Here is a 22,997-nt window from a genome sequence, read left to right as displayed (position 1 = left end):
GGCACCCCCGGCGTCCCTAGGATCTGGACCCTGAGAGGTAGCCACCCGAACGCACTGGGGGAATCCCATATGCCAGGCGCCATCTACGCCGAAGGGCTCGTCAAGACCTTCGGTGACGTCACTGCACTCGGCGGCGTCGACCTCGACGTGCCGGAAGGCACCGTGCTCGGACTCCTCGGCCCCAACGGAGCCGGCAAGACGACCGCCGTCCGGGTCCTGACGACCCTGCTCAGGCCGGACAGCGGCAGCGCCTTCGTGGCGGGGATCGACGTCCTGAAACACCCCAACGAGGTGCGGCGCTCGATCGGGCTCTCCGGCCAGTTCGCCGCCGTCGACGAATATCTGACCGGCCGCGAGAACCTGCGCATGGTCGGCCAGCTCTACCAGATGAGCGGGCGCGCGGCGAAGGCCCGGGCGGGCGAGCTGCTCGACCGCTTCAACCTGGCCGACGCGGCGGACCGCCCCGCCAAGACGTACTCCGGAGGCATGCGCCGCCGCCTCGACCTGGCGGCGGCGCTCGTCGTGTCGCCGCCGGTCATGTTCATGGACGAGCCGACGACCGGGCTCGACCCGCGCAACCGCCAGCAGCTCTGGGAGGTCATCGAGGAGCTGGTCGCCGGCGGTACGACGCTGCTGCTGACCACGCAGTATCTGGAGGAGGCGGACCACCTCGCCCACGACATCTGCGTGATCGACCACGGACGCGTCATCGCCCGCGGCACCTCCGACCAGCTCAAGGCCCGCATCGGCGGCGAGCGCGTCGAGGTCGTCGTGCACGACCCCGAGCAGATCGAGCCCGCGCGCACCGTCCTCACCCGCCTCGGCAAGGGCGAGACCGCCGTCCTGCCGAACATGCGCAAGCTGACCGTCCCGGTCGACGGCGGCGCCAAGCTCCTCGCCGAGGTCATCCGCGACCTCGACGCCCAGGGCGTGGAGATCGACGACATCGGACTGCGCCGCCCCACCCTGGACGACGTGTTCATCTCCCTCACCGGCCACGCGGCCGAGCAGGAGAAGAACGAGGCCGGGAACCCCGGAACGGAGACGGAGAAATGAGCGCCCTCAGCGAAGCCCGTACGGCCGCCCGAGGCCGGGCGGCGGCATCGGCCAGTCGGTCCGCGACTCGCTGGTCATCGGCAAGCGCAACCTCATCCGCATGACCCGCATCCCCGAGATGATCCTGTTCGGGATCATCCAGCCGGTCATGTTCGTGGTGCTCTTCACGTACGTGTTCGGCGGCTCGATCGCGATTCCGGGCGCGGGCGTCAGCGCCGGCGCGTACAAGGAATTCCTGATGGCCGGCATCTTCGCGCAGACCGTGACCTTCGCCACCGCGGGCGCCGGCGCGGGCATCGCGGAGGACATGCACAAGGGCCTCATCGACCGGTTCAGGTCGCTGCCGATGGCCCGGGGCGCGGTGCTGACCGGGCGGACGCTGGCCGACCTGGTGCAGACCGCCGTCACGCTCGTCGTCCTCGCGGGCGTCGCCCTGCTCGTCGGCTGGCGCACCCACGAGAACATCGGCAAGGTCCTCGGCGGCTTCGGGCTGCTGCTGCTCCTCGGCTACGCCTTCACCTGGATCGGGGCGCTGATCGGCCTCACCGTCCGCACCCCGGAGGCGGCCACCTCCGGCGGCCTGATCTGGCTCTTCCCGCTGACGTTCATCTCGAACGCCTTCGTGCCGGTCAACGGCATGCCGACCTTTCTGCAGTACGTCGCCGAGTGGAACCCGTTCAGTGCGACGGTGGCGGCGGCCCGCGAACTGTTCGGCAACACCATCGAGGGCGTCCCGAAGTCGGTGACCGGCGCCTGGCCGATGGAGCACCCCGTCTGGGCCTCGCTGATCTGGTCCGTGCTGATCATCGTGGTCTTCCGGACCCTGGCCGTGCGCAAGTACCGCTCGGTCTCCCACTGAGGACCCGGCCCCGGACACGGAGGAGCCCCGGCCCGCGTCGCGCGGCCGGGGCTCCTTCACGTACGGGTCAGCCGGTGTACGGCTTCGCCGAGAGGATCTTCACCGTGGCGGTCTTGCCGTTCGGCAGCTCGTAGTCGGCGTTGTCGCCGGTCTTCTTGCCGTTGACGCCCACGCCGAGCGGCGACTGCGGGGAGTACGTCTCGATGTCCGCGCTCGCGTACTCACGGGAGGCCAGAAGGAAGGTCATCGTGTCGTCCTCGTCGCCGTCGAAGGCGATCGTCACGACCATGCCGGGCTCGACCACGCCGTCGTCGGCCGGCGCCTCGCCGACCTTCGCGTGCTCGAGGAGCTGGGTCAGCTGGCGCACCCGGAGCTCCATCTTGCCCTGCTCCTCCTTGGCCGCGTGGTACCCGCCGTTCTCACGCAGGTCCCCCTCCTCACGGGCCGCCGCGATCTTGACGGCGATCTCCGTGCGCGCGGGACCAGACAGGTACTCCAGCTCGGCCTTGAGCTGGTTGTACGCCTCCTGCGTGAGCCAGGTGACGTTTTCGCTGGTCTGGGTCACAGGGTGCTCCTCGTCGGTACTGGGAATACAAAGCAACGCCCTACCCGCAAGCATGCGCTTCAGCGGGTGGGCGAAACCACGAGCCTAACAATTCACCGGGAAAAGGGGGAGAAGGTAAAAGTCCCGACTGCGGAAACCGCAGGTCAGAGCCGGTTAAATGGGGTTACGACGGGCGTGCTGCGGTCAACTCGACGCCCCGCCGTCCTCCGTGCAGCCCAGTAGCTCGACCGCGGTCGCCCGGGAGGTCGTCCGCAGGGTCAGGATCTTGTCGATCCGGCCGCTGTCGTCGTCGAAACGGAAGTCCTTGCGGGCGACCTCCGTGCCGTTCTCGCTGAGCGAGCGGAGGGTGCAGTAGCCCTTGTCGTCGCGGCCCTTGCGGACCTCCAGGTGCACCTCGACGCGGTCGTCCGCGGTGACCTTGAACTTGATCATCTCGGCGCTGAGGCCCTTGCCGCCCACGTAGTCGTAGCCGATCCAGCCGACCACGCCGAGCAGGGCGACGCCCAGCACCGAGCCGATGATCTTGAGCTTGCGGTCCGCGCGCCGGTCCGCGGAGCGGCCGTAGCGGTTCTCGGGAAGCGCCTCGCGCACCGCCGTCATGATCGTTCCTCCCGTGCCGGGATCGAGGAATTTTCCGCCCCCCGGTTCAGTCACTATAGAAGCCGCCCACCCGTCACCCGACCGCCGCCCCGAGACCGGCGTCCCTGCGGGACGGCACCTTTGATGGCGACCAATGACTGAGGATCGAGTCTTGACTGAGCAGCTTCGACTGATGGCCGTACACGCTCACCCCGACGACGAGTCGAGCAAGGGCGCGGCCACCATGGCCAAGTATGTGTCCGAGGGGGTGGACGTGCTGGTCGTGACCTGCACGGGAGGCGAGCGCGGCTCCATCCTCAACCCGAAACTCCAGGGCGACGCGTACATCGAGGAGAACATCCACGAGGTGCGCCGCAAGGAGATGGACGAGGCCCGGGAGATCCTGGGCGTCAAGCAGGAATGGCTGGGCTTCGTGGACTCGGGCCTGCCCGAGGGCGACCCGCTGCCGCCGCTCCCCGAGGGCTGCTTCGCCCTGGAGGACGAGACCGTCGCGGCCGGCCGCCTCGTCGCGCAGATCCGCGCGTTCCGGCCGCAGGTCATCACCACGTACGACGAGAACGGGGGCTACCCGCACCCCGACCACATCATGACCCACACCATCTCGATGATCGCCTTCGAGGGCGCCGCGGACACCGAGAAGTTCCCCGAGGCGGAGTTCGGCCCCGCCTGGACGCCGCAGAAGCTCTACTACAACCAGGGCTTCAACCGGCCGCGCACGGTCGCCCTGCACGAGGCGCTGCTCGCCCGGGGCATGGAGTCGCCGTACGGGGAGTGGCTGGAGCGCTGGAAGGAGTTCGGGCGTGCCGAGCGCACCCTGACCACGCACGTTCCGTGCGCGGACTTCTTCGAGATCCGCGACAAGGCGCTGATCGCGCACGCCACGCAGATCGATCCGGACGGCGGCTGGTTCCGCGTCCCGATGGACATCCAGCGGGAGGTCTGGCCGACCGAGGAGTACGAGCTGGCGAAGTCTCTGGTCGATACCTCCCTCCCCGAGAGCGACCTCTTCGCGGGCATCCGCGACAATGCCTGATATGTACGCGACTCAGGCACTGACGAACCTCGTCCCGCTCGCCGAGGAACTCGACAAGAACAAGGTGACCCCCGGGGTCCTCGGCTTCATCGTCTTCGCGGCGCTCGCCGTGGGCGTGTGGGCGCTCATGAAGTCGATGAACCGGCACATGGGGCGGGTGAACTTCGAGGAGCGGCCGGCCGAGCCGGCTTCCGAGGAGTCGGCCGAGCCGGTGTCCGCGAAGCGGAAGTAGGACGGCGGGGCGGGGTGCTCACGGGCGTTGCCCCGCCGCCGCCGTCGTCCGGCGAGAAGATGTCCTCAATCGCCGGGCGGGCTCGAATGGACCGCCACCCCCATGATCTCCCGCGTCCGGCGGGACGGGACCAGGTGCAGCGACCACGCCTGCCAGCCCGTTTCCAGGTCCGCGCCGCGGTCCAGGACCACCCGGTACGTGTCCGCGCAGTCGTCCACCTTGGGGTCCCTGGCCGGGTGGCCGGACGCGCGCAGTTCGGCCAGCTCCTGCTGGGCGACCACCGTGCCCACCTCGACGCCGCCCGGTGAGGCGTACGGCAGCAGCGTGCAGCGCAGGAAGCGCGCCCAGTCGGCGCCGCGCGCGTCCCCGTACGACTCGAACAGGGCGACCGCCTCGTCGCACAGCCCGAGGGCCTGGGGCGTCCGCTGGTTGCCCGCGTCGATCAGCGCGAGGTCCAGGCAGGTCCACGCCTCGCCGTGGGCGACCCCGATGCGCCGGAAGTCCGCCCGGGCGTCGGCCAGCAGCTGGCGGGCGAAGCCGGAATTGCGCAGGTTGCCCGTCTGGGCGGCCCGCTGATCCCGGGTGACGCGCCCCGAGTGGTGCCGGGCGCACGCCAGACCGTAGACATCGCGCATCCGCGAGAACATCGTCCGGGCCCGCTCCAGCTGCCGTACGGCCTCCACCGTGTCGCCGGTCTCCTCCAGCGCCTGGCCCAGGTAGTACAGGGTCCACGCCTCGCCGCGCGCGTCCTCGTTGTCCCGGTGGCGGGCCAGGGCGCCGGCCAGCTGCTCGACCGCCGCGCCCGGTTCGCCGTCCAGCAGCCGGGCCCGGGCCAGCTGGGTCGTCGCCCACGCCGTGCCGCGCTCGTCCCGGGTCCGCCCGTACAGATCGAGGGCGGCGCGCAGGGCGGTCTCGGCCTCCTCCACCTCACCCAGGCGCAGCCGGACCTGGCCCGACTGGAACCGCGTCCACGCCTCGCCGTGCAGCGACTCGCCCTCGCGGTGCAGGGTGAGCGCGGTGTCCAGCAGGGCCACCGCCTCGGCCAAGTTGCCCCGGTCGCGTTCGACGGCGGCCAGCGCGTGCAGCGACCAGGCCCGGTCCGCGTCCTGCCCGGCGGCGAGCTGGAGCTCCATCGCCTCGCGGAGCCGGGCCGCCGCCTCGGTCAGATTGCCCTGGTGGTGCAGCGTGATGCCGAGGGAGCACAGCGCCAGCGCCGTACCGGAGTCGTTCTGCGCCTCCCGGTACAGGCCGACGACGGAGGACAGCGTGGTGCGGGCCTTGTCCAGCTCGCCCAGTTGCCGGGCCGCGATGCCCGTACGCCAGCGAACCGACCGTTCGAGCAGCCCCTGGTCGACCGCCTGGGACAGCTCGCTGATCTCGCCCAGCCGGTAGAGGTCGCCGCGCAGCAGGCAGTAGTCGCACAGCGCGCCGAGCAGGGCGAGCACCGCAGCCTGGTCGACGCCCTCCGCGTGCCGCAGGGCGGAGGTGATGAAGCTCGACTCGTCGTCCAGCCAGCGCAGGGCCGCGTCCAGCGAGCTGAAGCCGTGCGAGCCGAACTGGCCGGCCCGGGTCGACATCTTGCCGTCCACCATCCGGATCACCGCACCGGCCAGCTCCGCGTAGTTCGCGATCAGCCGCTCCTGCGCGGCGGCGCGCTCGGCCGGCTCCTCCTCGTCCAGCAGCCGGGCCAGGGCGAAGCCGCGTACCAGGTCGTGCAGCCGGTAGCGGGAGCCGCGTACGTGGTCGAGCAGCCCGGCCCCGGACAGCGCCGTCAGCAGCCGGCCGGCCTCCTGCTCGTCGGCGGAGAGCAGCGCCGCGGCCGCCGCCGCGCCCAGGCTCGCCCGGCCCGCCAGCGCGAGCCGCCGCAGCAGCCGCCTGGCCTGCTCGGACTGGTCGGTGTAGCGCAGCCACAGGGCGCGCTCGACGGGCGGCACCGGGCCGTAGGCGGCGAGGTCGGCGGCCAGCACGTCCGCCGTACGCGCCCCGAGCGCCGAACCGGCGACGCGCAGGGCCAGCGGCAGCCCGCCGCACAGCTCGGTGATCGCCTCGCTGGACGGATAGTCGTACGGACCCGGCTCGGCCTCCTGCGACACCCCGCGCAGCAGCTCCTCCGCGCCGCCCGGATCGAGGGCCCCGACCTCCAGCCGGTGCACCCAGGCGGGCAGCGAATCGGGCAGCTCCAGCGGCTCGCGGGCGGTGACCAGGACCAGGCTGTCGGAGCGCTCCGGGATCAGCGTGGCAACCTGCTCCGCGTCCCGGGCGTCGTCCAGGACGATCGTCACGGCGGTGCCCGTCAGATGCTGGTGGTACAGCTCGCCGAGCCGGCGCACCTGCTGCTCGGCGGAGGCGCTGTCCCGGAACAGCAGCTGCTCGCGGGGCGCGCCCAGCCGGTTCAGCAGATGCAGCAGCGCGTCCCGGGTCGGCAGCGGTGCCTCGCCCTCCGCGTCACCGCGCAGGTCCACCACGCACGCGCCCTTGAACTGGTCCTTCAGCTCGTGCGCCGCCCGCACGGCGAGCGTGGTGCGCCCGGCGCCCGGGGGACCGTGCAGCACGACGACGGTCGGCTTGGTCTCGGTCGACGCGCGGGCCGCGTGCACCCACTGGGCGATGCGGGCCAGTTCGGCCCGGCGCCCCGCGAACAGCCCGTCGGCAGCCGGGAGATGGCCGAACGACTGCTCCAGGAGCGACCGCATCCGCGCCGCCGCGCTGCGGTCCCCGCCGCGCAGCGGTGTGCGCGCCTTGGCGGCGGCCTTCTTCGCCGGGGCCCGGGTGGTGGCGGCGAGCATCCGCTGCTGGTCGAGGAACGGGCGTATGCCCCGTACGTCCAGGGCGGCCAGCCATTGCAGCCGCAGCTGGTCCGCCCGGCCGGCCGTTTCGGCGGCCGGCCGGTGCGAGGCGGTGGCCTTGGCGACCGTCGCGGTGGCCCCCGCCACGGCGACGACCGCGCCCGCGCCGAGCGCGAGCCCGGACGCCGTGCCGAGCGCCACGTCGGCGCCGAAGGCCGCTGCGGCGGCGACACCGGTCACCAGTAACGGCGTCGCCATGCTCTCCCGGCTGAACCGCTGCCCGCCCGCCGAGGCGTCGAGCGCCTGCACATACGCCGCGTACTCCTCCGCCGCGCCCTCCGCGATGGTGTCGAGGGAAGCCCGCGCCCTGGGCAGCAGCACGGCCGCATCCGTCCGCCCGCCACTGCGCCGTGCCTCTTCCTCCACGGCCCGTACCAACGCCCGTTCCGCGTCGGCCCGGTGACCGTCCCGCATCCGCATCTGTCGTCCCCCTCCGGCTCCGGTGGTCGCGAGGTACCAGTGTCGTCGGTCGGGGGCGCGGGCGCGAGGGGATGCGGGCGGGCGGAGCGGGCACCCGGGGAAGGGTCACCGACAGCGGATGCCAGGATGGCCGTTCATGAGCACACCGGACGAGGCGCGGGGCCTTCGGCTGCTCGTCGTGGACGACGAGCCGGCCATTCTCGACGTGCTGGCCACCTCGCTGAGATTCCTCGGCTACGAGGTCACCGAGGCGACCACCGGCCGGGCGGCCCTCGCGGCGGCCCGCGCGCACGATCCGCATCTCGTGCTGCTCGACGTCATGCTTCCCGACCTCGACGGATTCGACGTCGTACGACGGCTGCGGCAGGGCGGTTCGACGGTGCCGGTCGTCTTCCTCACCGCCAGGGAGAGCGGCACGGACGTCGTGGACGGGCTCGACCTGGGCGCCGACGACTACATCACCAAGCCGTTCCGCCTCGCGGAAGTGGCCGCACGGGTGCGGGCGGTGCTGCGCAGGGGCGAAGGCCGGTCACCGGAGCAGGTGCTGCGCTGCGCCGACCTCGAAGTGGACACCGCCACCTACGAGGTACGGCGGGCCGGCCGCCGTGTCGACCTCTCACCGACCGAGTACCGCCTGCTGCACCACCTGCTGACCCATCGGGGCCGCGTCCTCACCCACGAACAACTCCTCGAACACGTATGGGACTTCGGCGACGGCGACCCGGGCGTCGTGAAGACGTACATCTCCTACCTGCGCCGGAAGCTGGACGCGCTCGGCCCGCCCCTGATCGAGACCAGGCGCGGCATCGGATACATCCTGCGCGACCCGGGGACACCGTGACCGTCGGCCGGCGGCGCCCCCGCTCGCTGCGCGGACGACTCGTACTCACCCTGCTGGCGACGGCGGCGGTGGCCCTCGTCGCCCTCGACGCGGTCGTCTACGGGGCACTGCGCGGCTACCTCACCGCGGACGCCGACGTCACCCTGCGCGCGGTACGCGGACGCGTGGCGCACCAGCTCGCGGAGCCCGGCGCGGACGCGCGGCTCGGCAACGACGTCCGCCTCCTCGGCGCCTCCGAGTTCTACCTCCAGCTCCGCAGGCCCGACGGCACGGTACGGGAGCTCGTGCCCCGCCTGCGCGACCCCGCCGACGCGGCGCCGGAGCTGCCGAAGCCGCTGCCGAAGGCGGGCCGCGGCACCCCGGTCACCGTCGGCCCGGCCCGTCCCGGCGGACCCGACTACCGGCTGCTCACCGCCCGGGTCCCGGGTCGCGGCACGCTGATCGTGGCGACACCGCTCGACCAGGTGCGGGGCACGCTGCGCCGCCTGCTCCTGATCGAGTGCGCGGCGACCGGAGGCGCCCTGATCCTCCTCGCGGGAGGCGGACTGTGGATCCTGCGCCGGGGCCTGCGCCCGCTGGAGGCCATGGCCGCCGACGCGGACGCCATCGCGGCCGGGGACCGCACCGGCCGGGTCGCGCCCGCCGACGCGGACACCGAGGTCGGGCGCCTCGGCCTCGCCCTGAACACCATGCTGGCCGGGCAGCGGGCCGCCCAGGACCGGCTCCGCCGGTTCGTCGCCGACGCCTCGCACGAGCTGCGCACCCCCCTGACCGCGGTGCTCGGCTACGCCGACCTGCACCACCAGGGGGTCCTGGCCCTTCCCGCGCAACGCGACAGCGCGATGCACGGCATCACCACCGAGGCCCTGCGGATGCGCCGCCTGGTCGACGACCTCCTCCTGCTCGCCCGCCTGGACGCCGTGCCCGCGCGCGCAAGGGACGACGCCGATCTGGCCGCGATCGCCCGTGACGCGGTGTCCGCCGCCCGGGTCGTCGCCCCCGGATCACCGCTGACGGTCGCCGTCGAGCCGGGCGTCGTCGTCCGCGGGGACGCCGAGCAGCTGCGCCGCGTGGTCGACAACCTGCTGGCGAACGTACGCAACCACACGCCGGACGGCACCCCGGCACGGGTTGCGGTGCGGCGCGCGGACGACGGCGGGGAGGCCCTGCTGACGGTGGAGGACACCGGCCCCGGCATCGCCGCCGAAGCCCTGCCCCGCGTGTGCGACCGCTTCTACCGCGCGTCGCCCGCCCACAGCGGTGAGGGCAGCGGCCTCGGCCTGGCGATCGTCGCGGCGGTGGCCGAGGCCCATGGGGGCACGGTGGAGGTCACGAGTAGGCCCGGTGAGGGCACCCGGGTGCGTGTCCGCCTGCCGGTGACGGCGCACCACCGGTGATCACAGGAACGCGAGCGTCGTGTCGTGTCCGTCGAGGACCTTGCCGGGGTCGGTGTCGAGGACGCCGTGGAGCAGGGTGGCGTACACGTCCCGGAAGTCGGTCGTGACGCGGAGGTCGTCGTCCGTCAGGTCGGTGAGGCTCGGCTGGTCGCCGTAGAACCCGCCCTGGACCGGATCGCCCAGCACGAAGACCGGGCCCGCCGTGCCGTGGTCGGTGCCCTGATTGGCGTTGGCCTTGGGGCGCCGCCCGAACTCCGAGTAGACGGCGACGACGACCTTCCGGCCCGCCTGCGTCCCGCGTACGCGCTCCAGGAAGGCGGTGAGGTCCTTGTCGAGCTGCCCGAGCAGCCGGGACTGGGTCGCCTTCTCGTTGGCGTGCGTGTCGAAGCCGCCCAGGCTCACGCTGTACGCACGGGTGGAGACGCCCGCCTCGATCGCCTTGGCCACCACGTCCAGTTGAGCGCCCAGCTCGCCCTGGCCGCCCGCCGAGGCGCCGTCGTTGCCGTCGTCCTCGTCGCGCGGCTCGTTCGGATCCTCCCGGTCGGTCATCCGGCTGCCGTCGAAGGCCGTCGACACCTTCGCCAGATCGGCGAGCGAGGCGCCGGCCCGGCGCAGCAGCGGGTGCGCGTCCTTGTCGACGCGGGCCAGTTCCGTACAGGCCCGCTGCCAGGCGTCGGGCAGCTTCTTGCCGCCGAGCCGGACCGCCGCGCCCGCCGTCGTCTCCCCGGCCATCAGCGGCGGCAGCGTCGCCCCCACGGACACCGCCCTGAGCGGGTCCCCGCCGCCCTCGTGGTCGAGCCAGCGGCCCAGCCAGCCGGAGGGCACGGGCCCGGACGGCGACGCGGTCTGCCAGATCGCCATCGAGCGGAAGTGGCTGTGGTCGGGCTTCGGGTACGAGACACCTCGGACGACCGCGAGCCGCTTGTCGTCCCAGAGCTTCTTCAGGCCCTTCATCCCCGGGTTGAGGCCGAGCCCCTCGCCCAGCGGCAGCACCTCGCCCTCGTCGTACGCGAGAGCGCCGCGCAGGTCGCGGTAGTGCGGATCGGCCGCCGGCACCAGGGTGTTGAGGCCGTCGTTGCCCCCGTAGAGGGTGACGAGCACCAGCGTCGAGGCTTCGCTGTCGCCGCCTGCGGACGATCCGGTGGCGAGCAGCTCGCTCACGCCCCAAGCGGTCGCCCCGCCGGCGAGCGCGACGCCTCCGGCGACGCCGCTCGCGGTCAGGAACTTGCGTCGGCTCCATGTGTCCACGGGCTCCGTCTCCTTCGGATTCAGCTCAGTACGAGATGTTCGGGCGCGGTCAGCGCGAGCGCCGTCACCTTGTGCGGGTCGCGCGCGGCGGCGTTCAGCACGCCCCTGGTGGCATCGCCCCAGGCGCCGACGCCGAGCACGCGGGCGAGGAGATCGGGCCGCTCCTTCGCCGGAGCGTCCTCCACATCGCCGAGATCGGCGTGCTTGACGAGTCCCTGCGCGAAGCCGATCCGCACCTGCGCCGCCGACGTCGTCAGCCACGCGGCGCCGGCCGGCCAGCCGCCCACGCTCTCCGGCGCGAACGGCACCTGACCGAGCCCCGCGAGGGTGCGCGTCAGCAACTGCTCGCGGGCCTTGTCCGGCAGCTTGGAGGGGCGTACGCCGAGTGCCCTGAGGCTGCCCACGACGTACTCGACCGGCTGCTTGACCAGCACGTTCGCGGGGTCCGCGAAGGCGTCGTCGGTGAACATCGCCCGGAACATCGCGGTGGTGTCGCGGCTCGCCCCGTACGCCTCGGTGATGCGCGCCAGGGCCGTCTTCGACGGCTTGTTCTCGTTGCTCACCAGCGCGCCCCACATGCGGCCGGCCACATGTGCGTGCGAGTCCGGCAGGCTCACCAGGTGGTCGATGAGGGTGCGGGCCGAGAAGTCGGCGGTCTCCCCGACGACCGTCTGCCGTCCCTGGTCGTGGCGGCCCGGCCGGAACCGGGCCTTCCACGGCGTGCTGTGCCGGTCGAGGGTCCAGCCGGTGAGGGCGGCGGCGGCTTGGCGCACGTCGGTCTCCGTGTAGTTGCCGACACCGAGCACGAACAGCTCCATGAGCTCGCGGCCGAGGTTCTCGTTGGGCGCCTTCGCGGTGCTGCCGTCGGCGTCCAGCCACACCATCAGGGCGGGATCGACGACCATGGCACGGGCCAGCGTCCGGAAATCGCCCCCGCCGAGCCGGCGCAGCGTCTCGTTCTGCTGGAGCATCGCGGCCCCGGACTTCACCTTCTGGATGGACGTAGCCCAGTGGTTGTGCCACAACAGGGTGCGCTTCTCGGTCCACGGCCGCTCGGCGGCCACCATGCGCTCCAGCCACCAGTGCGTGGCCTCGGCCCGCTGCCGGCGCAGCTCCTCCCGGTACTTCTTGCGTACGGGGTCGTTCTTCGGCTCCTTCGCGGTGTCCGACGCACGGGGCGCCGGTTCCGGTGAGCCGGCGGCCTTCTTCTCCTTCTCCTTCCGCTTGCTGTTGCGCGGAGGCAGCGGCCCCGGCTCGGGCGCGGGCGTCGCCTCGGCACCGGCGTCGTGCCCCGCCCCGAGCACGCGTTCCAGGGTCGCCTCGAACCCCCACTTCTCCGCCGCGTCCACGGCGTCCGGGCCCGCACCGAAGCCCGTACGTTGCAGCAGACGCGTGACGTGTGCCCTGGTGTCGAGTGTCCTTCCCATACCCGGCAGCGTGCCGCGGGACCGTTCCGTGCGGGTCGGCGGACGGTGTGAATCGGGTGTGAACCGCGGCCCTGGCGGCTTCGGTGCTGGAGAAGGGCGCGGTGGCCCTCACCGTGCCGGGGAACATCCCGCCTCTGTGAGGTCCCCATGTCGGCGTGGGGCACTGTGAGAGGCTGGCTCGTATGAACCGGTTGGCTGGTGTGACCTCGCCGTATCTGCTTCAGCATGCTGACAATCCGGTCGACTGGTGGCCCTGGTCGCCCGAGGCGTTCGAGGAGGCCCGGCGGCGGGATGTGCCCGTGCTGTTGAGCGTGGGGTACTCGTCCTGCCACTGGTGCCATGTCATGGCGCACGAGTCGTTCGAGGACGAGGCGACCGCTGCGTACATGAACGCGCACTTCGTGTCCGTCAAGGTGGACCGTGAGGAGCGGCCCGATGTGGATGCGGTGTACATGGAGGCGGTGCAGGCGGCCACCGGGCAGGGCGGGTGGCCCATGACCGTGTTTCTCACCGCGGATGCGGAGCCGTTCTACTTCGGGACCTACTTCCCGCCCGAGGCGCGACACGGGATGCCCTCCTTCCGGCAGGTGCTCGAAGGGGTCACCGCTGCCTGGACCGACCGGCGCGACGAGGTCGGGGAGGTTGCCGGGCGGATCGTGCGGGACCTGTCCGAGCGGAGTCTCGCGCACGGCGGCGACGGGCCGCCCGGGGAGGCGGAGCTCGCGCAGGCGCTGCTCGGGCTGACCCGGGACTACGACGAGAAGCGGGCCGGGTTCGGCGGGGCGCCCAAGTTCCCGCCGTCCATGGTGCTGGAGTTCCTGCTGCGGCACCACGCCCGCACCGGGGCCGACGGCGCCCTTCAGATGGCCGCCGACACCTGCGCGGCGATGGCCCGGGGCGGGATCTACGACCAGCTCGGCGGCGGGTTCGCCCGGTATGCCGTGGACCGGGACTGGGTCGTCCCGCACTTCGAGAAGATGCTGTACGACAACGCGCTGCTCTGCCGCGTGTACGCCCACCTCTGGCGGGCCACCGGGTCCGAACTCGCCCGGCGGGTGGCCCTGGAGACCGCCGACTTCATGGTGCGCGAGCTGCGGACGCCCGAAGGGGGCTTCGCCTCCGCGCTCGACGCCGACAGCGAGGACGCGCACGGCAAGCACGTCGAGGGCGCGTACTACGTGTGGACGCCGGAGCAGCTGCGGGAGGTGCTGGGCGAGGAGGACGCCGCGTTCGCCGCCGAGCACTTCGGGGTGACCGAGGAGGGCACCTTCGAGGAGGGCTCCTCGGTGCTCCAGCTGCCGGGCGACCCCGACGACCCCCGCGCCGCCCGCGTACGGGAGCGGCTGCTCGCCGCCCGGGACGAGCGCCCGCGCCCCGGCCGCGACGACAAGATCGTCGCCGCCTGGAACGGGCTCGCCATTGCCGCGCTCGCGGAGACCGGCGCCTTCTTCGACCGGCCGGACCTGGTCGAGCGGGCCACCGAGGCCGCCGATCTGCTGGTGCGGGTGCACATGGGCCCCGTCGCCCGGCTCGTGCGGACGTCGAAGGACGGGCGCGCCGGGGACCACGCCGGGGTGCTCGAGGACTACGGGGACGTCGCGGAGGGCTTCCTCGCGCTGGCCGGGGTCACCGGCGAGGGAGCCTGGCTGGAGTTCGCCGGATTCCTGCTGGACATCGTGCTCCAGCACTTCCGGGGCGAGGGCGGCCAGCTCTACGACACCGCGGACGACGCGGAGCGGCTGATCCGCCGCCCCCAGGACCCCACCGACAGCGCGACTCCGGCCGGCTGGACGGCCGCCGCCGGTGCGCTCCTCTCGTACGCCGCGCACACCGGCTCCGAGTCCCACCGCACCGCCGCCGAGGAGGCCCTGGGCGTCGTGAAGGCGCTGGGCCCGCGCGCCCCGCGCTTCATCGGCTGGGGGCTCGCGGTGGCCGAGGCGCTGCTCGACGGGCCGCGCGAGGTGGCCGTCGCCGGGCCGGTCGGCGGGGAGCTGCACCGTACGGCCCTGCTCGGGCGGGCGCCCGGCGCGGTGGTCGCGGCGGGGGAGTCGGGCGGGGCGGAGTTCCCACTGCTGGCCGACCGGCCGATGGCGGACGGCGCGCCGACCGCGTACGTCTGCCGGCACTTCGTCTGCGACGCCCCGACGACGGACGCGGAGACCCTGGCCCGCGCGCTCGGCGGGGCCTGACACCTGTGCGGGGGCCCCGAGGCGCCCCCGCGCACACCCCCGCGAAGGCGTCAGCTGTGGGTGTACGCCACCAGCGAGATGCCCACGTAATGCACCACGAACGCCGCCAGCGTCAGCGAGTGGAACACCTCGTGGAAGCCGAACCAGCGCGGTGACGGGTTCGGCCGCTTGATGCCGTAGATGACGCCGCCCGCGCTGTAGAGCACGCCGCCGACGACCACCAGCACCAGCACCGCGATCCCGCCGGTCCGCATGAAGTCGGGCAGGAAGAAGACCGCCGCCCAGCCCATCGCGATGTAGCACGGCGTGTACAGCCAGCGCGGGGCGCCGACCCAGAAGACCCGGAACGCTATGCCGGCGAGCGCCGCCGCCCACACCGCCCACAGCAGCGGGGTGCCCGTGGACTCGGGCAGCAGGAGCAGGGTCAGTGGTGTGTACGTCCCCGCGATGATCAGGAAGATGTTGGCGTGGTCGAGCCTGCGCAGTACGGCTTCGCCGCGCGGCCCCCACGTACCGCGGTGGTAGACCGCGCTCACGCCGAAGAGCAGGCAGGCCGTCAGAACGTAGATCGCACAGGCGATCCGGCCCCGGGTGCTGTCCGAGAGGGCGACGAGCACGATGCCCGCTATGACCACGGCGGGAAACATTCCGGCGTGCAGCCACCCGCGCATCCGTGGCTTCAGCGGGACGTCGGCGAGTGTGGCCGGACGGGGGCCGGCGTTGTCGGGTGCGGCAGCGTCAGCAGTCATTCCCGCATCGTACCTACGCCTCCGTAGGTACCGGATATGGGCCGGAGTCGAGTGTGGATGCTCACATGGGCGACCCTCTGGACATATGGGCGCGAGGGTCGGATGATCAAATGAGTGCGGTCGGCACCGGATGAGCGCCAAGGGGAATTCGAAGGGGTACACGCATCCGGGTCGCAGCCCCCACGGGGCACAGCACCAACCGAATACACCCTCATCAAGGAGCGATCGTGGCGCGCGACATCGCGGCTCCCCTCACTGTTCCCACCAACCACCAGGAGCTCATCTCCTGGGTGGACGAGATCGCAGCACTCACCGAGCCGGACCGGGTGGTCTGGTGCGACGGTTCCGAGGCCGAGTACGAGCGCCTGTGCGGGGAGCTCGTCGCCAAGGGCACCTTCACCAAGCTGGACGAGATCAAGCGCCCGAACTCCTACTACGCGGCCTCCGACCCCAGCGACGTCGCCCGCGTCGAGACCCGTACGTTCATCTGCTCCGAGAAGGAGGAGGACGCCGGTCCGACGAACCACTGGAAGGACCCCGCCGAGATGCGGGACATCTTCGTGGGGGAGCGGGGCGTCTTCCGCGGTTCCATGCGCGGCCGCACGATGTACGTCGTCCCGTTCTGCATGGGCCCGCTCGGGTCCCCGCTGTCCGCGATGGGTGTGGAGATCACGGACTCGGCGTACGTCGCCGTTTCGATGCGTACGATGACGCGCATGGGTAGCGCCGTGCTCGAAGAGCTCGGCGAGGATCGCAACTTCGTGAAGGCCGTCCACACGCTGGGCGCCCCGCTGGCCGAGGGTCAGGAGGACGTCCCCTGGCCCTGCAACGAGACCAAGTACATCTCGCACTTCCCGGAGGACCGCGAGATCTGGTCGTACGGCTCCGGCTACGGCGGCAACGCGCTGCTCGGCAAGAAGTGCTACGCGCTGCGCATCGCCTCCGTCATGGCCCGCGACGAGGGCTGGCTCGCGGAGCACATGCTGATCCTGAAGCTTACGCCGCCGCGCGGTGAGTCGAAGTACGTGGCGGCCGCGTTCCCGAGCGCGTGCGGCAAGACGAACCTCGCCATGCTGGAGCCCACGATCTCCGGCTGGACCGTCGAGACCATCGGCGACGACATCGCGTGGATGCGGTTCGGCGAGGACGGCCGGCTGTACGCGATCAACCCGGAGGCCGGCTTCTTCGGCGTCGCGCCCGGCACCGGCGAGCACACCAACGCCAACGCGATGAAGACGATGTGGGGCAACTCCGTCTTCACCAACGTCGCGCTCACCGACGACGGCGACGTCTGGTGGGAGGGCATGACCGAGGAGCCGCCCGCGCACCTCACGGATTGGAAGGGCAACGACTGGACGCCCGAGTCCGGCACGCCCGCCGCCCACCCCAACGCCCGCTTCACCGTCCCGGCCGGGCAGTGCCCGATCATCGCGCCCGAGTGGGAGGACCCGAAGGGCGTGCCGATCTCGGCCATCCTCTTCGGCGGGCGCCGCGCCTCGGCCGTCCCGCTGGTCACCGAGTCCTTCAACTGGCAGCACGGTGTCTTCCTCGGCGCCAACGTCGCCTCCGAGAAGACCGCCGCCGCCGAGGGCAAGGTCGGGGAGCTGCGCCGCGACCCGTTCGCCATGCTGCCGTTCTGCGGCTACAACATGGGCGACTACATGGGCCACTGGCTCAAGGTCGGCGCCGACAAGCCGGACCAGTCGAAGCTGCCGAAGATCTACTACGTGAACTGGTTCCGCAAGAACGACGCGGGCAAGTTCGTCTGGCCCGGCTTCGGTGAGAACAGCCGGGTCCTGAAGTGGATCGTCGAGCGCCTGGAGGGGAAGGCGGAGGGCGTCGAGACGCCGATCGGCATCCTTCCCGCGAAGGGCTCGATCGACACCGAGGGCCTGGACCTCTCCGAGTCCGACCTCGACTTCCTGCTGAAGGTCGACAAGGAGGTCTGGCGCGAGGAGGCGGCGCTGGTCCCCGAGCACCTCAACACCTTCGGCGACCACACGCCGAAGGAGCTGTGGGACGAGTACCGCGCGCTGGTCGAGCGCCTGGGCTGAGTTCCCGCGTACGTACGGCCGATGGCCCCGAAGCCGCTTCGGGGGCCATCGGCCTGCTCAACGCGCCCTGTTCGTAGTGGGGTTGTGACCCTGCGGAGCTACGGGGGTGAGGCGCGCGCCCGTACGGTTGAGCCGGTCGCACCGCCGGTGCGCGGCAGCGGAGGGGGCCGCTCGGCATGCAGTATCCGCCGTACCCGAAAACGTCGGAGGGCGGGCCGCCGCTCTTTCCCGGGCGCCGGATAAGCGGCATGACGGTCGCCCTGATCACCGTCGGCGCGCTGATCGCCGTGGCGGCGGTGGCCGGGCTCGTCGGCCTGGTCGTGTTCGCCCACGCGTACGGCGAGGTCCACGCGGACATGCGGTACCCGTACGACGACGTCACCGTCACCTCCTGCCGGATGGATGAGGAGACGCGCCGCCCTGTGGCCGGGGTGCGGATCACGAGTGAGGCGGCCCGGCGCGGGACGTACACCGTGCACCTCGTCTTCCGGGACCGCGCGGCCGGGAGCGGGAAGGACGCGGCCGCCGGGAAGCGCACCCTGGTCGTGAAGGACCTGGCGGTCGGCGCCACCGTGTCGGATCGGGTCGTCGGGCCGGACGCGGTGCCGGGGCCGCCGGAGTGCGAGGTGGCCGAGGTGACGTTCCGGTCGACGGCGGGGGCCGCGACGGTGTCCCCGCGCCCGTCACCGTCCGCGTCCTGAGCCGGGCGTCCGGCGGCCCGCGCCGCCATTCGGCCGCCGTTGCGGCGTGTCCCGGGTGGGCTGACCGGGCGTCATGTCCCGCTTTCTTATGTTTTTTTCATGCGCAAATATGAACGGCTGCTCCACGTTCCGGCTGTGGCGGCCACCGCCTGTGCCGGGACGGCGCTGGGGCTCCTGCTGACCACCGCCTCCGGGGTCGCCCAGTCCGCCGGTCCCCGCGCCGATACGGCGCCCGCCGCCTCCTCGTCGGCCCGGGCGCTCGGCGAGTCCGTGCTGCTGAACGAGACCTTCACCGGGACCTCGGTCGCCGACCCCGGCTTCGTACCCCTGGACACCGCCTGTCTGACCGGTGCGTCGGAGGAACCGCCCGCCGGGCAGTCGCAGACCGGGCCGTGCGACGACCCCGACACCCAGATGACCCCGCCCGTGCCCACCCCGGGCCAGACCCCGGGGTGGCTCCAGCTCACGGACCACGACTACTACCGGGTCGGCGGGATGCTCTACAACCGCCCGCTGCCCGGCAACGGCGGGCTCGACGTCACGTTCGAGCAGTACCAGTACGGGACCGGGGACGCCGGCGCCGACGGCATCGGGTTCTTCCTGGTCGACGGCTCGGTGGACCTCACCAAGGCCGGGGCCAACGGCGGTTCCCTCGGGTACGCCCAGCGAAACCTCGAACCAGGGGTCGACGGCGGCTACCTCGGCGTCGGGCTCGACGCGTACGGCAACTTCGCCAACGACGCCGAGCTGCGCGGCAACGGCTGCCCCGACGGCCAGAAGTCCCCGGTCACCAGCGGCCTCCCGGTCCCCGACACCGTCACGCTGCGCGGCCCCGGGCAGGGCGACGACGGGTACTGCTTCCTGGACTCCACCATCGAGGCGGACGACACCCAGGCGTCCGGCTTCCGCTCCACGCTGCCCGGCAGCCTGCGCGAGAAGGGCACCGACCCGCTGCCCGCCAAGCGCACCGTGCACATCACGGTCAGCCCGGACACCCGGCCGACCGTGGCCGTCGAGATCGACTTCAACGACGGCGCCGGCTTCCAGCCCGTGCTGTCCACGCAGATGACGGCCGACGCCCCGCCCACGTACAAGTTCGGCTTCTCCGGGTCGACCGGCGGCAGCATCGACACCCACCTGATCCGGGCGCTCGAAGCCAGCTCCGTGGACGAGCTCGACCAGCTGAACCTGGTCAAGACCGTCGCGCCCCCGGACAACGCGGCCACCGAGCCCTTCGAGGTCGGCGACACCGTGCACTACCAGTTCCTCGTCACCAACACCGGTACGTCGGAGCTGACCGACGTCCACGTCGAGGACCCGTCCGTCACCGACGTGACCTGCCCGTCCACCACGCTCGGCCCGATGGGGTCCGCGACCTCGTCCATGGTCTGCGAGGGCACCCACGTCCTGACCGAGGCGGACGTCGTCGACGACACCTTCACCAACACCGCCACCGCCCAGGGCACGGCCGGTGACAACGACGTGACGTCCAACGAGTCGTCCGCGTCCGTCCCGGTCGAGCAGCTCGACCAGGTGCTGGACATCTCCAAGACGGCCGAGCCCACCGGGGCCGAGCCGGGCGACACCGTCACCTACACCGTGACCGCCACCAACAGCGGTGAGACCACGCTGAGCCCCGCCCACCTCACCGACGACCTGTCCGGTGTCCTGGACGACGCCTCGCTCACCGCAGGACCCACCGCGACCACCGGGACCGCGCAGGTCACCGGCGACACGCTCGACTGGTCCGGCGAGCTGGCCCCCGGTGCCTCCGCGACCATCACCTACACGGTCACCGTGGACGACCCCGACGAGGGCGACGCGGTCCTGCGCAACTCCGTCACCTCGGACACGCCGGGCGCGCGCTGCACCACGGAAGGGGCGCCCGAGCTGCCCTGCACCACCGAGGTGCCGGTGACCAACCCGAGCCCCAGCCCGAGTCCGTCGCCCACGGACGACTGCCCGACCCCGAGCCCGTCGCCGACGGACAGCACGAGCCCGTCGCCGAAGCCGACGCACACGCACAGCCACGGACCGGGCCCGTCCTGGACCCCGGGGCCGCACCCGACGCATGACGGGGGCCACCACGGCGGAGGCGGCGGGCACGGCGGGGGCGGCGGCATGGCCGACACCGGCAGCGCGGCGACCGGCGCGGGCATCGCGGCCGTGCTCCTGCTGCTGGCCGGCATCGTCACCGTACGGATGAAGTCCAGGCCGCGCGGCCGGCACTGATGCGCACGCGTAACAACTGAAGATGGGTGGCACCCGGTCCACGCGCCTCTGCGGTGCGTGGACCGGGGCCGTCAGTGGGCGCCGACCGGTGTCCGGGCGTCGGCAGCGAGCGCCTCGGTGTGGGCGTCCATGCGCTCCGCCGAGAGGATCGCGACCGCCGTGTCGGCGCGGGAGGCCGCCACCACCAGGGCCCGGCCCGCGAGGGCGTGGGCGCGGCGGTGGAGGGCGGTCGCGGGGGCGTCGCTCAGTCCGGCGTGACGGACGGGCGGGGCGCCGCGCAGCCTGGCCACCTGCCCGGCGATGCGGTCGCCCGCCTCGCCGAGACCCAGCTCATCGGTGACCGCGAGCAGGGCGGCCAGGTGTCCGGCGAGCTGGATGTCCAGCTCCTCCTCGCGGGTGCGGTGCGGGAAGTCGCCGGCGTGGTCGGCCGGTGTGTGGACCGATTTGGTGCGGATCGGTTCGTACATGGATGGCCTCCTGGTGGTGCTGTGAGAACCATCCTAGCTTGGATTCAGTCTAAAGTTGTCCGTCTTCGAGAAAACCTTGAGCGGGGATACGGCTACACCTGGCTGTAGCCGTCCAGGAAGTGGGCGATCCGGCCGATCGCGTCCGTCAGATCCTCCGCCGAGGGCAGCGTCACCACGCGGAAGTGGTCGGGATCCGGCCAGTTGAAGCCCGTGCCCTGCACCACCATGATCTTCTCGGCCCGCAGCAGGTCCAGGACCATCTGCCGGTCGTCCTTGATCTTGTAGACCTTGGGGTCGAGCCGCGGGAAGAGATACAGCGCCCCCTTCGGCTTCACGCAGGTCACGCCCGGGATCCGCGTCAGCAGGTCGTACGCCACATCGCGCTGCTCCAGGATGCGGCCGCCGGGCAGCACCAGGTCGTTGATCGACTGCCGGCCGCCGAGCGCGGTGGCGACCGCGTGCTGCGAGGGCATGTTGGCGCACAGCCGCATATTGGCCAGGATCGTCAGCCCCTCGATGTACGAGGAGGCGTGCGCCTTGGGACCGCAGACGGCCATCCAGCCGGAGCGGTAACCGGCGACCCGGTAGTTCTTGGACAGCCCGTTGAAGGTCAGGACCATCAGGTCCGGGGCGATCGTCGCGGTGGGGGTGTGCGTGGCGCCGTCGTACAGGATGCGGTCGTAGATCTCGTCGGAGCAGACGACCAGGTTGTGCCGGCGGGCGATCTCCGTGAGAGCGCGCAGCATCTCGTCGTCGTAGACGGCGCCCGTCGGGTTGTTCGGGTTGATGATCACCATCGCCTTGGTGCGGTCGGTGATCTTCCGCTCGATGTCGGCGAGGTCGGGCATCCAGTCGGACTGCTCGTCGCAGCGGTAGTGCACGGCCGTGCCGCCCGCCAGCGAGACCGAGGCCGTCCACAGCGGGTAGTCCGGGGCCGGGACCAGCACCTCGTCGCCGTCGTCGAGCAGCGCCTGCATCGACATCTGGATCAGCTCGGAGACGCCGTTGCCGAGGTAGACGTCCTCGACGTCCAGGTCGATGCCCTTGGTCTGGTAGTGCTGCATCACCGCGCGGCGCGCGGACAGCAGCCCCTTCGCGTCGCCGTAGCCGTGCGCCCCGGAGAGGTTGCGCAGGATGTCCTCGAGGATCTCGGGCGGGCACTCGAAGCCGAACGCGGCGGGGTTGCCGGTGTTCAGCTTGAGGATGCGATGCCCGGCCGCCTCCAGCCGCATCGCCTCCTCGAGCACGGGGCCGCGGATCTCGTAGCAGACGTTGGCGAGCTTCGTGGACTGGATGACCTGCATGTCAGCGAGCTTACGACTGTGTTTCCCGGCCCGCCCGGGCTTTGCCCTCCGGTTGGCCCGCCCGGGCGGCGGCGCACCTCCGCGCGGGCTTTCATCGCCATGCGCCCGCCTCCCGCGAACCGTGGGAACGCCGGTCACGGGAGGCCCGGGGCTTGGAATGGGGTGGCGCGGCGGTGTGACGGACCGGAACGGGTGACTTACGCCACGGAGTGGTGTGCGCCGGGGCTCACGCGGGAAGCGGGCGCGCCCCGGCCGGTGTGTGCGCCCGCAGCCGGTCCCGGTCCTCCCGTACCTCTGAAGTAGCTCAACAGCCGTATGCGCCCGGGTGCTCCGGGGGAGGGTCGGTACATGATCGGAAACGGGAAGAAGGACCTGGCCGTGATCGTGGTGCGGGACGCGGACGCCGTGGCCGCCGCGCTGCGCGAGGAGCTGGCGCGCGCGGCGGAGGCGGACCGCCCCGGCCTGGAACGGGCCCTCGCGCTGGCCGAGGCGCAGTACGGGGTGCCGGACGCGGAGCTGCGCGGGCGCTGGGCCGCGCGGCGGATCACGGCGGGCGGATACGACGGCCCCCTCGACGCGGTGGCGGCGGTCAAGGCACTGCGGCAGGCCGAGCCGGGGCTTGGCCTGCGGCAGGCGGTGCAGCTGTCGCGGGAGGCGGCGGCGGTCTCCGGCTGAGTCCCGCGAAGGCGGCGGCCGGAATCCGCCCCTTGTGCGCCCCCTCTCCGTGCGCCAGCATGCGCATGTCAAACCGAAGGAACTTCGGTCGCAGAGGCCAGT

19 protein-coding genes are annotated in these 22,997 nt (G+C 72.1%); 11 read left to right on the top strand and 8 right to left on the bottom strand.

Going from position 1 to position 22,997, the window contains the following annotated elements:
• Positions 1-69 precede the first annotated feature (69 nt).
• Both NEH16_RS11565 and NEH16_RS11560 read left to right on the top strand, forming a co-directional pair.
• On the top strand, positions 70-1,056 hold the full coding sequence (locus NEH16_RS11565; protein WP_265541824.1) for an ATP-binding cassette domain-containing protein: 987 nt from the start codon (positions 70-72) through the stop codon (positions 1,054-1,056).
• 46 nt (positions 1,057-1,102) lie between these two features.
• Positions 1,103-1,915, top strand: coding sequence for an ABC transporter permease (locus tag NEH16_RS11560; protein ID WP_343299531.1), 813 nt, complete (start codon positions 1,103-1,105; stop codon positions 1,913-1,915).
• 67 nt (positions 1,916-1,982) lie between these two features.
• Here NEH16_RS11560 and greA read toward each other — a convergent pair whose 3' ends face one another.
• Complete coding sequence (gene greA, locus NEH16_RS11555) at positions 1,983-2,480, bottom strand: transcription elongation factor GreA (protein WP_018101005.1); 498 nt, start codon at positions 2,478-2,480, stop codon at positions 1,983-1,985.
• A 183-nt stretch (positions 2,481-2,663) separates the two neighbouring features.
• Entirely contained in the window at positions 2,664-3,080 is a 417-nt protein-coding gene (locus NEH16_RS11550; protein WP_073964259.1) for a DUF4307 domain-containing protein, read from the bottom strand.
• A gap of 151 nt (positions 3,081-3,231) precedes the next feature.
• On the opposite strand from NEH16_RS11550, the gene mca reads away from it, so the two are divergent.
• Positions 3,232-4,113, top strand: a complete 882-nt coding sequence (mca, locus tag NEH16_RS11545) for a mycothiol conjugate amidase Mca (protein WP_073964258.1) — start codon at positions 3,232-3,234, stop codon at positions 4,111-4,113.
• A gap of 1 nt (position 4,114) precedes the next feature.
• On the top strand, positions 4,115-4,345 hold the full coding sequence (locus NEH16_RS11540) for a hypothetical protein (protein WP_073964257.1): 231 nt from the start codon (positions 4,115-4,117) through the stop codon (positions 4,343-4,345).
• A gap of 65 nt (positions 4,346-4,410) precedes the next feature.
• Here NEH16_RS11540 and NEH16_RS11535 read toward each other — a convergent pair whose 3' ends face one another.
• Positions 4,411-7,611, bottom strand: a complete 3,201-nt coding sequence (locus NEH16_RS11535) for a tetratricopeptide repeat protein (RefSeq protein ID WP_265541817.1) — start codon at positions 7,609-7,611, stop codon at positions 4,411-4,413.
• A gap of 136 nt (positions 7,612-7,747) precedes the next feature.
• Here NEH16_RS11535 and NEH16_RS11530 point away from each other — a divergent pair, with 136 nt between their 5' ends.
• Both NEH16_RS11530 and NEH16_RS11525 read left to right on the top strand, forming a co-directional pair.
• Positions 7,748-8,452, top strand: a complete 705-nt coding sequence (locus NEH16_RS11530) for a response regulator transcription factor (protein ID WP_073964255.1) — start codon at positions 7,748-7,750, stop codon at positions 8,450-8,452.
• A complete protein-coding gene (locus NEH16_RS11525; RefSeq protein ID WP_265541815.1) occupies positions 8,449-9,849 on the top strand; it encodes a sensor histidine kinase in 1,401 nt (466 codons plus the stop codon). Before NEH16_RS11530 ends, NEH16_RS11525 begins: the two co-directional genes overlap by 4 nt.
• Here the strand turns inward: NEH16_RS11525 and NEH16_RS11520 are convergent, their stop codons facing one another.
• Positions 9,850-11,097 (bottom strand): DUF1501 domain-containing protein, encoded by a 1,248-nt coding sequence (locus NEH16_RS11520; protein WP_265541813.1) that lies wholly within the window; start codon positions 11,095-11,097, stop codon positions 9,850-9,852.
• Between the two features lie 20 nt (positions 11,098-11,117).
• Positions 11,118-12,524, bottom strand: a complete 1,407-nt coding sequence (locus tag NEH16_RS11515; protein ID WP_265541811.1) for a DUF1800 domain-containing protein — start codon at positions 12,522-12,524, stop codon at positions 11,118-11,120.
• Positions 12,525-12,706: 182 nt separating this feature from the next.
• Here NEH16_RS11515 and NEH16_RS11510 point away from each other — a divergent pair, with 182 nt between their 5' ends.
• A complete protein-coding gene (locus tag NEH16_RS11510) occupies positions 12,707-14,713 on the top strand; it encodes a thioredoxin domain-containing protein (RefSeq protein WP_265541809.1) in 2,007 nt (668 codons plus the stop codon).
• 50 nt (positions 14,714-14,763) lie between these two features.
• Here NEH16_RS11510 and trhA read toward each other — a convergent pair whose 3' ends face one another.
• Positions 14,764-15,462 carry a PAQR family membrane homeostasis protein TrhA gene (trhA, locus tag NEH16_RS11505; protein WP_265541808.1) on the bottom strand — a complete coding sequence of 233 codons (699 nt, stop codon included), beginning with the start codon at positions 15,460-15,462 and terminating at the stop codon, positions 14,764-14,766.
• 227 nt (positions 15,463-15,689) lie between these two features.
• Here trhA and NEH16_RS11500 point away from each other — a divergent pair, with 227 nt between their 5' ends.
• From NEH16_RS11500 to NEH16_RS11490, 3 genes are all read left to right on the top strand, one after another.
• The gene (locus NEH16_RS11500) at positions 15,690-17,516 is read left to right on the top strand and encodes a phosphoenolpyruvate carboxykinase (GTP) (protein ID WP_265541807.1); all 1,827 of its coding nucleotides are present in this window, start codon (positions 15,690-15,692) and stop codon (positions 17,514-17,516) included.
• 248 nt (positions 17,517-17,764) lie between these two features.
• A complete protein-coding gene (locus NEH16_RS11495) occupies positions 17,765-18,217 on the top strand; it encodes a hypothetical protein (RefSeq protein WP_265541806.1) in 453 nt (150 codons plus the stop codon).
• 99 nt (positions 18,218-18,316) lie between these two features.
• The gene (locus tag NEH16_RS11490; protein ID WP_265541805.1) at positions 18,317-20,449 is read left to right on the top strand and encodes a DUF7507 domain-containing protein; all 2,133 of its coding nucleotides are present in this window, start codon (positions 18,317-18,319) and stop codon (positions 20,447-20,449) included.
• Positions 20,450-20,520: 71 nt separating this feature from the next.
• Here the strand turns inward: NEH16_RS11490 and NEH16_RS11485 are convergent, their stop codons facing one another.
• Together NEH16_RS11485 and NEH16_RS11480 are read right to left on the bottom strand one after the other, a co-directional pair.
• Positions 20,521-20,916, bottom strand: a complete 396-nt coding sequence (locus tag NEH16_RS11485) for a hypothetical protein (RefSeq protein WP_073964247.1) — start codon at positions 20,914-20,916, stop codon at positions 20,521-20,523.
• 92 nt (positions 20,917-21,008) lie between these two features.
• The gene (locus NEH16_RS11480) at positions 21,009-22,220 is read right to left on the bottom strand and encodes a pyridoxal phosphate-dependent aminotransferase (RefSeq protein WP_073964246.1); all 1,212 of its coding nucleotides are present in this window, start codon (positions 22,218-22,220) and stop codon (positions 21,009-21,011) included.
• A 348-nt stretch (positions 22,221-22,568) separates the two neighbouring features.
• On the opposite strand from NEH16_RS11480, the gene NEH16_RS11475 reads away from it, so the two are divergent.
• Positions 22,569-22,895: a hypothetical protein gene (locus NEH16_RS11475; protein ID WP_265541804.1), complete on the top strand. Its 327-nt coding sequence runs from the start codon at positions 22,569-22,571 to the stop codon at positions 22,893-22,895.
• Positions 22,896-22,997: the final 102 nt, after the last annotated feature.

The sequence above is a fragment of the Streptomyces drozdowiczii genome, from assembly GCF_026167665.1.
GTDB lineage: Bacteria > Actinomycetota > Actinomycetes > Streptomycetales > Streptomycetaceae > Streptomyces > Streptomyces drozdowiczii_A.
This window is presented reverse-complemented; position numbering and strand designations above follow the sequence as displayed.

Coding starts and splice junctions, on each gene's coding strand:
- NEH16_RS11565 (WP_265541824.1), top strand. CDS start 70: ATGCCAGGCGCCATCTACGCCGAAGGGCTCGTCAAGACCTTCGGTGAC.
- NEH16_RS11490 (WP_265541805.1), top strand. CDS start 18,317: ATGCGCAAATATGAACGGCTGCTCCACGTTCCGGCTGTGGCGGCCACC.
- NEH16_RS11495 (WP_265541806.1), top strand. CDS start 17,765: ATGACGGTCGCCCTGATCACCGTCGGCGCGCTGATCGCCGTGGCGGCG.
- NEH16_RS11515 (WP_265541811.1), bottom strand. CDS start 12,524: ATGGGAAGGACACTCGACACCAGGGCACACGTCACGCGTCTGCTGCAA.
- NEH16_RS11480 (WP_073964246.1), bottom strand. CDS start 22,220: ATGCAGGTCATCCAGTCCACGAAGCTCGCCAACGTCTGCTACGAGATC.
- NEH16_RS11535 (WP_265541817.1), bottom strand. CDS start 7,611: ATGCGGATGCGGGACGGTCACCGGGCCGACGCGGAACGGGCGTTGGTA.
- NEH16_RS11540 (WP_073964257.1), top strand. CDS start 4,115: ATGTACGCGACTCAGGCACTGACGAACCTCGTCCCGCTCGCCGAGGAA.
- NEH16_RS11485 (WP_073964247.1), bottom strand. CDS start 20,916: ATGTACGAACCGATCCGCACCAAATCGGTCCACACACCGGCCGACCAC.
- NEH16_RS11530 (WP_073964255.1), top strand. CDS start 7,748: ATGAGCACACCGGACGAGGCGCGGGGCCTTCGGCTGCTCGTCGTGGAC.
- NEH16_RS11510 (WP_265541809.1), top strand. CDS start 12,707: ATGAACCGGTTGGCTGGTGTGACCTCGCCGTATCTGCTTCAGCATGCT.
- NEH16_RS11550 (WP_073964259.1), bottom strand. CDS start 3,080: ATGACGGCGGTGCGCGAGGCGCTTCCCGAGAACCGCTACGGCCGCTCC.
- NEH16_RS11475 (WP_265541804.1), top strand. CDS start 22,569: ATGATCGGAAACGGGAAGAAGGACCTGGCCGTGATCGTGGTGCGGGAC.
- trhA (WP_265541808.1), bottom strand. CDS start 15,462: ATGACTGCTGACGCTGCCGCACCCGACAACGCCGGCCCCCGTCCGGCC.